Origin of the sequence: Lacibacter sp. MH-610 (genome assembly GCF_045780045.1) — a bacterium.
Lineage (GTDB): Bacteria > Bacteroidota > Bacteroidia > Chitinophagales > Chitinophagaceae > Lacibacter.
The window spans coordinates 2301541-2313626 of record NZ_CP116002.1; the positions used below are offsets into that span (position 1 = coordinate 2301541).

The 12086-nt window shown below is 40.4% G+C and carries 10 protein-coding genes; 5 read left to right on the top strand and 5 right to left on the bottom strand.

Going from position 1 to position 12086, the window contains the following annotated elements; translation table 11 throughout:
• Positions 1 to 4: 4 nt before the first annotated feature.
• From PDL71_RS10575 to PDL71_RS10585, 3 genes are all read right to left on the bottom strand, one after another.
• Complete coding sequence (locus tag PDL71_RS10575) at positions 5 to 1315, bottom strand: tetratricopeptide repeat protein (protein WP_407520757.1); 1311 nt, start codon at positions 1313 to 1315, stop codon at positions 5 to 7.
• Positions 1316 to 1399: 84 nt separating this feature from the next.
• The gene (locus tag PDL71_RS10580; protein ID WP_407520759.1) at positions 1400 to 1939 is read right to left on the bottom strand and encodes a DUF4331 family protein; all 540 of its coding nucleotides are present in this window, start codon (positions 1937 to 1939) and stop codon (positions 1400 to 1402) included.
• Positions 1940 to 1969: 30 nt separating this feature from the next.
• Positions 1970 to 2626: a DUF4331 family protein gene (locus PDL71_RS10585; RefSeq protein WP_407520761.1), complete on the bottom strand. Its 657-nt coding sequence runs from the start codon at positions 2624 to 2626 to the stop codon at positions 1970 to 1972.
• A gap of 258 nt (positions 2627 to 2884) precedes the next feature.
• Between PDL71_RS10585 and PDL71_RS10590 the strand changes: the two genes are divergently transcribed.
• Complete coding sequence (locus PDL71_RS10590; RefSeq protein ID WP_407520763.1) at positions 2885 to 3769, top strand: hypothetical protein; 885 nt, start codon at positions 2885 to 2887, stop codon at positions 3767 to 3769.
• A gap of 145 nt (positions 3770 to 3914) precedes the next feature.
• Here PDL71_RS10590 and secDF read toward each other — a convergent pair whose 3' ends face one another.
• Positions 3915 to 6944, bottom strand: a complete 3030-nt coding sequence (secDF, locus tag PDL71_RS10595) for a protein translocase subunit SecDF (RefSeq protein ID WP_407520765.1) — start codon at positions 6942 to 6944, stop codon at positions 3915 to 3917.
• A gap of 171 nt (positions 6945 to 7115) precedes the next feature.
• Here secDF and PDL71_RS10600 point away from each other — a divergent pair, with 171 nt between their 5' ends.
• From PDL71_RS10600 to PDL71_RS10615, 4 genes are all read left to right on the top strand, one after another.
• Positions 7116 to 8372, top strand: a complete 1257-nt coding sequence (locus tag PDL71_RS10600; protein ID WP_407520767.1) for a serine hydrolase — start codon at positions 7116 to 7118, stop codon at positions 8370 to 8372.
• Between the two features lie 58 nt (positions 8373 to 8430).
• The gene (locus PDL71_RS10605; RefSeq protein ID WP_407520769.1) at positions 8431 to 9144 is read left to right on the top strand and encodes a DUF4397 domain-containing protein; all 714 of its coding nucleotides are present in this window, start codon (positions 8431 to 8433) and stop codon (positions 9142 to 9144) included.
• A 70-nt stretch (positions 9145 to 9214) separates the two neighbouring features.
• Positions 9215 to 10405 (top strand): pyridoxal phosphate-dependent aminotransferase, encoded by a 1191-nt coding sequence (locus PDL71_RS10610; RefSeq protein WP_407520771.1) that lies wholly within the window; start codon positions 9215 to 9217, stop codon positions 10403 to 10405.
• Positions 10406 to 10411: 6 nt separating this feature from the next.
• Positions 10412 to 11473 (top strand): methyltransferase domain-containing protein, encoded by a 1062-nt coding sequence (locus tag PDL71_RS10615; protein ID WP_407520773.1) that lies wholly within the window; start codon positions 10412 to 10414, stop codon positions 11471 to 11473.
• Positions 11474 to 11481: 8 nt separating this feature from the next.
• On the opposite strand, the gene PDL71_RS10620 is transcribed toward PDL71_RS10615, so the two are convergent.
• Positions 11482 to 12072: a hypothetical protein gene (locus PDL71_RS10620; protein ID WP_407520775.1), complete on the bottom strand. Its 591-nt coding sequence runs from the start codon at positions 12070 to 12072 to the stop codon at positions 11482 to 11484.
• Between the last annotated feature and the right edge of the window lie 14 nt (positions 12073 to 12086).

Below are 12086 nucleotides of genomic sequence, written 5' to 3' on the forward strand. Positions count from 1 at the left end.
GGTTCTAACTGTTTTGTAATTCTTTTTCAAACAAAGGGCCGAGTTCAAAAATTGCTGTGCTCACTTCTTTCATCAATTCATTGTACTTATCGGTTTGATTGTTGGCTTTATAAATCAGAGCCAGATGATACAGCACATCCGGTTCAAAGCACCTGTTTTCAACATTGGCTTTTGCAATGGCCAAAGCTTCTTTGAAATTGCCTTGACGGTAGTGTACCCAGCTCAGCATATCAAAGGAGGCTGGTACGGGACGGTTTTTTATTTCTTCTTGTGCAATAGTGAGGGCTTTTGCATAATCTTTGGTTTCATCTGCGTACAGCGCAAAAAGATATTTGTTGTACATAGCACCGTAAATTTTACCTGTTGTTGTTTGTTCAAAAGCAGCGAGGTGATTCTTTTGAGCTGTTTCATCTTTTTCGAACGCTGCTATTTCTGCCAGCATCCAGTCATAATCCGGAACGGGATGTTGTTCTTTTAAGAACATAAGAATTTCTTTTGCGGCGGCTGTATTTCTGTCTTTTGAAAAAGCCAGCCATGCAATGCCTTTTAAGCAATGATAGTTTTGTGGTTCTTCTTTTAAAACGGCGAGGTAAGCATTATACGCATCAGTAAAACGATTGGCATGTGAATAATAATCTCCAAGATTACTTTTTGCCCATGACCATTCATGCGGGTTATTAGTTAATGTAATTTTTGCAAGAGCTTGTTCCAGCAATTCAATTGCTTTGTCAAGATTTCCGTTGTGATCACTCAGCTTTGCTTTACGGATCAATACTTCAAAAGATTGCTGTTGCGGATAACGGTTTAATATTTTTTCTGCAGCAGCGGCATTGCCCAGTTCCAGTTCGGCATCAAACTGCTGTAATAAGGTATAGGCAAGATTATCACCAAGCCGGTAAGCACTGTCCAGGTAAAATTTTGCCTGCCAGAAACGATGTTGGGTTATAGATAGCGTAGCGAGTTGACGATAAGTTGAAGCCGTAAATAATTTTTGAAGCCTGTTAGCTTGTTCATAATAGCCGGTTGCTGTAAATAATTCGTTGATATTACCGGAAAAATGGAATCTTCTGTTATACAATCCTGCAAGTTTTGATTGGGCGCCTGTATGCGATGAATCCTCTTTAAGTTTATTGGACCAGAAAGCAATATCCCTGTCAATTTTATCCAGTTCAGCAGTGGAAGCTTGTAAGAACTGCATGTAATCTTTGCGGTTGGTAATTGAACGCTGTTGATTGGTGCAACTGCTGATGATGAGAATAATCATGCTGAGCAATCCAACAAGTTGCAGGAAGCGCCATTTCCGTTGGTGTAACATAAAAAGAATTTTATTGAAGAGTGAAAGGAATAGTTGAATTGTAAACAGGAGCGGAACAATTCATAGTTCCGCTCCTGTTAAGTATTAATGAGGCGTTGCCAGGTAAGGAAAAGAAGTTAAAAAGGCTTTGTCATTAGCGTTTACATGATCGCTGGTTAATGCAGGATTTGAAGTACCGGCAGGGCCACCAAATATGAGCAGTAACTCTGTATCAATCACATCATCGGCTAAAGCACGACCGGTTAATACGTTGGTACCATCAAAGAAAGTAGTAACACCTGTTTTGGATACCGTTAATACATCAGTCACCAGTGCGCCTGAAAAAACATCTGCGTTCATACCCAGTGCATTGGTTGTATAACCGGGGTTCAGGGCCAGTAATCTTGCTTTGAATTTTGCACCGAATTTTGCCGCCATTTCAGAAGGAATGGTAGTATTAAACATGTCCTTTTCAGTAGTGCTTACAAAAACAGTATTGATAGCAGGGCGGGCCATTTGATCAGCCAGTTCATAAACATCAGCAGGAGGTGGTACTACGGGATCTTTTTTACAGGCAGCAAATGAAACGGTAAGACCGAACAGGAGTGCAATTGTTTTGATAGAAAAATGAATTGTATGTTTCATGATTGAAAATTTAAAAATTGGTAAAATGGTTTAGATTTTCTTTTTTGTTTCGAGCCAGATATTGAGACTGTTACCGCTGCCGAGTAATGATTTGGGAACTTCTACAATCACACTCATTACGTTGGTTCCTTTGAAGAAATCAGTGCCGGGGTTGTTGAAACCGCTTGCTTCACCTGCAAGAATTTTACGGAACTGTACAAGGTCAAAGAAGAAAGGATCATCACGTGGACCAGCAAAGGCGGTAATACCTTTACCTGTTTTGCTGATGGCTGCACTGCCGTATGGAGTTACATCCACTTCCACGCTCAGTTCATTTACTGCAATCTGGCTTTTACTGCCGGTCATGGTAGGTGTGTAAGGACCGTAGATGCGCATTTTTTTGTTTTTAGGAATGGCCTGAATTACGAGGTCTTCCACAGCATCACCATTGGTGTCAATGTTGAATTCAATCAAGGTGTTTTCATCAAATTGAGCGGCTGCGGTGTTTTCAGGAGACAGGAGCCCCTGTACGTTTCCAACAAATACGAGGTTGTTGGGGTCTTGTGCCCGGAAAGCGTACACATCTGTAATATCAGTAGAAGCACCTGTTACAGCCGGTGCATCCACGTGATCGGCAGCGTACATAAAACCTCCTGTTACAACTGCTGCCACGGCAAGTGTTGCCAGAATCATTTTTGTCTTTTTCATTTTTGTTCTTTTTAAGTTTTGGAAAAAATGGTGTATGCGCTTTTTGGATCCGGTGTTTTTGTACCCTTGTAAAACACATACCCTACTATCTACGTAAACTGAAAGTGCCCGGATCTGTGGTTGGAATAAATTGTTTTTAAGCAGTACTGTTGCTGGCGGAAAAGGATGGAAATGCTTTCAGAAAATCTTTTTATAAAATACCATCCCGCAGGTATTGCAGTTTTGCAGAAGTTTTGTAATTCGCAGTAAATTGATTGTATGACCCGAAAAACGATGCTTGTTTTACTCCTGGCTTTGGGCCTTTGTACCCATGCACAAAAAAGAAATGCGGCCAATGCTTTAATTACTGCAGCAGGTGAACCCGCCAACACAGACAGGAATAACAAAGGAGAGACTACGTTCCGGTTTGTAAATGCCCGTAAAGTAATGGAAGTAAAAATTCCGGAAGGCGGTGCCAACGGGGCATCTGTTGTTTATCACCCCAAAGAAAAACTCTATTATGCAGCACAGGCCGGCAATGCTTCATTTCCGCTGGTGATTTTTGATGAAAGCGGAAATGTGGTTTCCCCAGTTGAGCAATCAACCTTGATTGATATCCGTGGTTTGTGGTATAACCCAAGAACCAAAGACATTGGCGGAAACGGGTATGCACAAAACGGATGGTTTAGTTATGAACTGGACAAGAAAGGAATGGTGGAGTCTATTAATATTTTTAAGAAAGGCCGGTATCAGCCTGATGATCACAGTCCCGGCGTATTGAACACGGAGGAGAATGAAGTGCTGTTCTTAAACGGATTGAATATTGACTGCTATACAACGGATGGTGAAGAAAAACGAAAGACAATTCAATTGTACATCGGAAAGAAAACACCGGCTGATGCGGGAACAGGAAACAGTTTTGAAAGTAACTACAACACACGCTCTCTTATTTATACCGGTAAACAGGGTGCTGAAATCGGTTTATTGAATGTTACCGAAAAGCAGGTGGAACTTTATAATATTAAAACAGGATACATGACCAGGATTGTAAAACTGCCATTGAGCTTTAAACCGGAATCCTTCTTTAATTTCTCTTACAGCAATGATACGTACTGGGTTTTTAATAAGAACACCCGATATTGGATAGGATTCAGGGAGGAGTGAGGCGGGAGGTAGCAAGTAAGAAGTAAGAAGTAGGAAGTAAGATGTTGAATGGGTTTGATAATAATTAAATATAAGAACCAGTTGACTTGAAGACTATATGAAAAAACCCCGCAATTAGCGGGGTTTTTTATTTAAAGTGATTCGATTAACTGATCGAATGTCTGGCTTTAGCCAATGTTTTATCTTTTTCAGGCTCACCCAAAGGCTTGTCTTTTGCAAAGTCAATAAGGATGGGGGCAGCTACAAAGATAGAAGAGTAGGTACCGGTAACCACACCAATCAACATCGCAAAGGCGAAACCTCTTGTTACTTCACCACCAAAGATGAAGAGGATTAACAGTGTTAAGAACACCGTTAAAGAGGTCATGATAGTACGGGCCAGGGTATCATTAATAGCTTTATTCAGAATGGTTGTTTTGCTTTGACCAAACATGGTGCGGCTGTATTCACGCACACGGTCAAATACAATCACCGTATCGTTCATAGAGAAACCAATCACCGTTAACACCGCTGCAATAAAGTGTTGATCAATTTCGAGAGGGAACGGTACCACGCCTTTAAGGAACGAGAATACTGCCAGCGTTACCAATACGTCGTGCAACAACGCCACAATTGTACCAACTGAATATCTCCAGTCACGGAAACGGATGAAGATATAAGCCGTAATTACCAGCAGTGATACAATGGTTGCCCAGAGAGCACCTTTTTTCAGGTCATCAGAAATGGTAGGTAATACCGTTTGTGAACTCTTCTTATAAACTTTATCAAACTGCTCAGCCGTAGTTCCTGCGGGCAGGAATTTCTGCAATCCTTCAAACAATTTCTGCTGTACTTCTGAAGTAACAGTTTGTCCGGGTTTATCAATCAAGTAGTCCGTTGTGATATTTAATTGATCAGGACCACCCACTGTTTTAATAACAGGGTAGTGACCAAAAGAAGTTTTAAGAGCTTCACGTACTTCATCACTGTTCATGTTTTTATCAAACTTCACTGTAAAGCTGCGGCCTCCTTTAAATTCCACACCGTAATCAAAGCCGTTGAACACAGAGGCAATACCTAAGATCAGTACTACCACAGAAATACCATAAGCAATCTTTCTGTACTCAATGAATTTGTAAGCTGCATGTTTAAAGATGCGGCGGCTGATAGGCGTGAAATATTCAAAGTGACGCTTCTTATTTGTCCAGAAATCTGTAATCAATCTTGATACAAGAATTCCGCAGAACAAAGAAAGAAGAATACCAATAATCTGCGTAGTTGCAAAACCAAGTACAGGACCCAAACCAAAATAGAAAAGGATGATGGCCGTTAACAAGGTAGTTACATGCGCATCCAGTACAGGAGCGAGTGAACGTTTATAACCATCTTCTACTGCTAACTGGTAGCTCTTACCCTTGGTTAATTCTTCTTTGATACGCTCAAAGATGATTACGTTCGTATCTACCGCCATACCGATGGTTAATACCAAACCGGCAATACCTGCAGCAGTTAAAGTGGCACCGAGTGAACTTAGTACACCTACTGTAAACAATAAGTTTAAGATCAAGGCAATATTGGCAACCCATCCGCCGGTATTATAATAGATGAGCATGAGGATGAAGATCACCACAAATGAAATAACGAAGGACATGGTTCCACCTTTGATGGCTTCAGCACCAAGCGTAGGACCTACTACCTGTTCCTGAACAATTTTAGCAGGTGCAGGCAGTTTACCTGTTTTAAGGATATTCGCTAAGTCCTGTGCTTCCTGAATTGTAAAGCTTCCGCTGATAACAGAGTTACCACCGGCAATAGCCTGGTTTACACGGGGAGCAGAGTACACATAGTTATCTAATACAATAGCAACAGCACGACCGGTATTATCACCTGTTAACTTTTCCCATGCTTTTGCACCTTTATTATCCATACCCATGGTAACCTGTACTTCACCATTTCTTTGATCCACATCCTGGCCAGCTTGAATTACTGATTCACCACTTAATTTAGGTTTATCGCTTCCGGCAATGGTTTTGATAGCGAAAACTTCCAGCAAACTTTCGCCAGCTTTATTCTTTATTGGTTTGGCACCAAAATAAAAACGTAAATCAGAAGGAAGTACAGAACGTACAGTTTCCAAATTAGTATAAGTAGAAAATTTGCCGGTATCTCTTACTAATACAAATCCCAAAGTAGCCATGGAACTGGGGTTAACCGTTCCGCCGGGCTGCTGCAACAAACTGGTAAACGCATTGTCGTTACCGGTTAAACCCGTCTTTGGCAACTGTGTTTTAGCAGTAGTGTCATTTGCTTTGGCTGTGGTATCAACAGTTGTAGTATCAGTTGATTTAACACCGTTAAGAAAATCTTTTACTTTGGCATCAATGGGAGCAATGTATTGCACAAAGAAATTCTGATCTACTGTATAGGTTTCCCAGAACTCCAGGTTGGCTGTTGCCTGTAAGTATTTACGCACACGCTCAGGATTATCCTGAACACCGGCTAATTCCACGTTAATGATTCCTTTATTCTGATCCAGGTTGATATTAGGCTGGGCTACACCAAACTGATCAATACGGGCACTTAAACGGTCGTAGGTACGTTTTACCGCCAGGTTCGCTTCTTCACGAATTACAGCAATAACATCTGCATCAGAAGAAGTAACTTTTATACGGCTGTTTTGCGAAGCTCCTGCAAAGAAACCGGCTAACTTACCATTCGGATTCTGTTCTTTAAAAGCATTGAGGAACAGTGTTACATAATCTGCATCGCTGTTTGCTTTTAATTGAGTAGCTCTTTCAAGCGCCTTATTCAGAACAGGATCTTTCGGGTTGTTGCTCATGGAACGGATCAAACCATCCAGACCAACTTCCAGCGTTACGTTGATACCGCCCTGCAAATCCAGACCAAGATTCAATTCCTGCTCAATTGCTTTTTGATAAGTAAGCTTTGAGTACAGGATCGGGATATTCATGATCTGCTTTTCCTTGAGGCTGTCAAGATACCTGCGGTACACAGCGTTCAAAGCAGAGTCCTGTGTTTCCTTAGAAGCAGTTCCAAAGTTGGTTTTTACAAACCGTTTTGCTTTGTCTAACTGTTTGTTTTCAAAATTCTTTACAATCCAGGTAAAGCTTAATTGGTAAAGCGATATCAGAATCAGCATAATCGCAAAAAACCTTACCAAACCTTTCAGTGCCATAATTAATAAATTGAATTTGGGTTTCGTTTAAATACGTATTTCCTGCAAAGCACCCCGCTTCGCAAGGCGGGCAAAGATAGGGGAAATGGGCTGAAAGCGAACAGCCGAAAAGCACCGGTTATCCTCTATTTTAAACCCATGAAGGATAGCCTGAAACGCTTATTTTTGGGCATGTTCCGATTCTCCTTTTTAGCCGCCTGTACACTCATGGTTTTATCGTTAGTTCAAAGTTGTAAAACAAGCCGGACGGCTGTTTCCAAAGAGCCGTTCCTGGAACAGCTCATGAGCGGGAATCCTGCTTTTGCCAATGCTTTAAAAAGCCGGGACAGCCTGCGCATCCAGATCATTTACACCCAGATTGACAGGGATGCCAAAAACCGTCCCCGGTTTACAGACCATTATTTTAATGTGGATAAGAACCTGTATTTCTATCCGGCTTCCACTGTAAAAATGCCCATCGCTTTCCTGGCGCTGGAGCGACTGAACGAACTCAAAATCAACCGTAGTGCTACCATGATTACCGAAAAAGGATATGCTGGTCAAACGGCGGTTTACAACGATCCTACCAGCGCTGATGGCCGGCCTACAGCAGAGCACTATATTAAAAAGTTGTTCCTTGTAAGTGATAATGACGCCAGTAACCGGCTGTATGAATTGCTGGGGCAGCAGTATATGAATGACCGGTTAAAAAGCAAAGGATATAAAGAAGCACAGATTCTTCATCGTCTCGGTATCAGTATGCCGGAAGAGCAGCACCGCAATACAAATCCCGTAAGTTTCCGTGACAGCAGTGGTGCCATCCTGTATCAGCAACCTAATATCGCCAGCAATTATGTGTATCAACCCCGTACTGATTTTGTAGGGAAGGGTTATATGAGTGGCGATAAGCTGGTAAACGAGCCGTTCAACTTCAGCCGTAAGAACAGGTTTTATTTAACGGATCTGCACCAGCTGCTCCGTTCAGTTATTTTCCCTGAGTCAGTACCCAAGCAACAACGGTTTAATTTTACAGAAGATGATTACCGTTTTCTCTATCAATACATGAGCCAGTTGCCAAGTGAAACAAAATATCCTGATTATGATTTGGCGGAGCATTACGATGGTTATGTGAAGTTCTTTATGTACGGCACTCAAAAGAAAACTTCCATCCCAAAGAACATCCGCATCTTCAATAAAGTAGGTTGGGCTTATGGGTTCTTAACGGATGTGGCTTACATTGCAGATTTTGAAAAGAATATTGAGTTTATGCTCAGTGCTACCATCTATTGTAATGAAGATGGTATTTTAAATGATGACCGTTATGATTTTGACACCGTAGGCATGCCTTTCCTGGAAACATTGGGCAAGCTGGTATATGATTATGAAACGAAACGTCAGCGAAAAGTAGTTCCGGATTTAAGCAGGTTTAAACTCACTTATGAAAAGTAATTTATTTACAGGTATATATCATTTTTGTGAATTGTTCATTTTAAAGAAGTCCTTTCTCATGAGGTTTTTTAGTTTATTACTTGTGATGTTTGTTTTGATAGCCTGTAAAAAGGATAAAGTAAGCAGTACTACGGTGCGTTTGCTGGTTGTAAACGCATCACCCAACACCAATGGTCTTTCATTACAACAGAATTTAAAACCATTGGGCACTTTTAATTACATCAACGGCATTACACCATCAGCTTCATTTGTTACTATAGACAGCGGGTTTCAAAACTATAAACTCTTTAATGGGACAGCCGAAATAGCTTCCTGGGTGTATGCTAATGATGGTTTGAACTATAGTTTTTTCATGTATGATTCTGCCGTTGCAGGCCGCATCAAATATTTTTTTGTAAAGGATAATCTGGATACAGCCGGGCTTGGTACAAGGGCTTATATCCGATTGATTCATCTGAGTCCGGATATTGATTCAGTAGAATTGGTCACCAATAAAAAAAACAACTCTGCTGAAGATTCTTTACTACTTACAAATCCTGTTGTTTACTATGGAACCTATAGTCAATCCGTATTAAGTGGATCGGGTGCTTTTACACCTGTTTCAGGAGATACTACACTTACTGTAAAAATTAAGCGGCGGCAAAATAACACTGTAGCCAAAACTTATCAGATACGATTTTCAAAACAAAAAATATATTCATTGGTGTTAAAAGGTTATCAGGCAAGAGGCGGAAAAGATTCATTAAGTCTTTCTGTAGTGCCGCACAACTAACAAGCAATAGCAGTGAATCCAGTATTTTGCATGCAAGGACTACAACACAAATAAAACAGTAACAACCGCAATGAAATTTTCTTCTTTACTCGACAGGTTTGCAGAACCTGAAACATTGAAAATGGCCAAGCTCGGCCGTGAATTGAGAGCCAAAGGCATTGATGTAATTGATCTGAGTTTGGGCGAACCTGATTTTGATACGCCTCAACACATTAAAGACGCTGCTAAAAAAGCTGTTGATGATAACTTCAGTCACTATACTCCTGTTGCCGGTTATTTAGATTTAAGAGAAGCAGTATGTATAAAGCTGAAGCGAGACAATAACCTGGATTATAAACCTGAAAACATAGTTGTATCCACCGGTGCCAAGCAAAGCCTGGCGAATATTATTTTATCCGTAGTGGATGCAGGTGATGAAGTAATTATTCCGGCACCCTTCTGGGTTACTTATTCTGAACTGGTGAAGATTGCTGGTGGTGTTCCTGTGATTCTCACTACCAAACTTGAAAATAAATACAAGATTACCGGTGCTGAACTGGAAGCAGCCATCACACCTAAATCCAAACTGTTTTTGTTTTCATCACCCTGTAATCCTTCCGGTTCTGTTTATACAAAAGAAGAATTAAAAGCATTGGCGGATGTGTTTACAAAATACCGGGAGATATTTATTATTTCAGATGAAATTTATGAGTACATCAACTTTGTTGGTAAACATGAAAGCATTGCACAGTTTGATGCCATCAAAGACCAGGTGATTATTGTAAATGGATTGAGTAAAGGTTTTGCAATGACGGGTTATCGTTTGGGTTATATCGCAGCACATGCAGATGTAGCGAAAGCCTGTGAAAAAATACAAGGTCAATTTACCAGTGGTGCCAATGCGGTAACACAACGTGCAGCGATTGTAGCATTAACCGCTGATTTGAAACCTACCTATGAAATGACAAAGGAATTTGAACGTCGCCGGGCAAGGGTATTGCAGTTGATTGATGAAATTCCGGGTTGGACCTGTGCTGAACCCGATGGTGCTTTTTATGTGTTTCCGAATGTGAGTAGTTATTTTGGTAAAGCAAACGGAACAGAAACGATTCATAATGCAGATGATCTTTGCATGTACTTGCTCAACACGGCTCACGTATCCACAGTTACCGGCAGGGCTTTTGGTACACCGGATTGTATTCGTTTGTCCTTTGCTAATAGTTTAGAAAAAATTGAAGAGGCGTATAAGCGTATTAAAACAGCCCTGGCAGCGTTGAAATAAAATTCTATGCAGTTTGAATTGCTCCGTTACTTGTGTTGCCCCGTTTCCAAAACGGAACTGGAGTTTCAACTGATTGAAGAATTTGATAAAGTTTATGACAGCAGCACGGTGAGAGAAATCAAATCCGGGCTGCTTTTTTCTTCCCTTGGTTTTATTTTTCCTGTGATCGATGGTGTTCCAAGGATGCTGGTGGAAGCTGTGTATGATTACAGCAGCTTTTTGCAGCAGCATGTTCCCGATTTATCTAACAGGCTGCAGCAACTTGAAGCTGCATATGGACAACTCCTGAAAGAATGTGTGACTAAAAACAAGAAGACAAAAAAGAGTTTTGAATGGGAATGGAACTTCCTGGATGCGGAGAAGAAAGATAAAATCTGGGAGAAGGATATTACATCGCTGAAAGATGTTTTTTTGAGTGAAACCGGGTTAACGGCGGAATTGGCAGTTCATCAATTTTCGATTGATGTGGGAAGCGGTCATGGATTCATGACAAAAGCAATAGCTGATACAACTCAAATGCACACAATAGGGGTGGAGTTGAGTAAAGCTGTTGAAGCTGCTTATTCGCACAACCAAAATTCCAAAGCCTGGTTTGTGCAGGCCGATCTGCAGTATTTGCCCTTTGCTGCCAATACCTTTGATTTGCTGTATTCAAGCGGTGTGATTCACCATACCAATAACACTTTTGAATCATTGAAACGTATTGAAACTACGTTGAAACAAAACGGGTTGCTCTGCATCTGGCTCTATCACCCTCAAAAAAACCTCTACCATAGAATCGCATTATGGTTACGAAAGTTCATCAGCAAATTGCCCATTCAACTGGGATTCATCACTATTACTCTGTTTATTTTCCCTTTTACATTCTTGATAAAAAAAATCAGGAAGAAACGTCCTGTGAATTACCGGGAAGAGTTGATTTATTTATTTGATTCGTTTACACCAGAGTTCAGGGATGAAGTGCCGAAGGAGAAAGCGATTGGTTGGTTCAATGAACTGAAGTATAAAGAGGTGAAAGTAACTACAACAGATCAGTACGGGTATTCTTTAGCTGCCAGGAAAGATTAGTAAGGTTATTAATTCAACAGATTCCGGGAATTTGATGGAGGTTCAGGGATTTGATTTCCAAATTCATCAAAGAAAATATTTGTATCATTAAGACTATTCCAATACCTCAAATATTCAGCCCCTCCAGCAATATCAGCAGCAAATTTTGCTTTTTTGACCAGGTATTCAATTCGTTCGTTATCGGATTTAAATTCTTTGTCGATTGAATGAATTCCTCCGATTAAAAAAGCTTTCATAAACTGTTCGCTTGAAGCAGCACAAACAAAAGTTTTTCTCCCGTAAACAGCATAGTCTATAGCAATAATTTCGCCGCTTGCTTTATCAATTACTAATAAATCTTCTCTGGACCATCCAAAGTGAATGTAATTGTCATCTTCAATCACTTCATTATTAAATGAAATGTGACTGATCAAATTAAACGCAGAATCGTATTCATCTATGAACTGAAGAATTAAATCATTGCTTTTAGATATACTTTCCTTTTTGTTCGGAAAAAAGATGGAGATATAATCTTCCGCTTCTTCCTGAAGTTCTTCAGATAAATCCTCTAACTTAAATGCAGTTTTGTTTAATTCAAGAATAAAATCTTGCAGCGTCATCTTAATGAAGATTG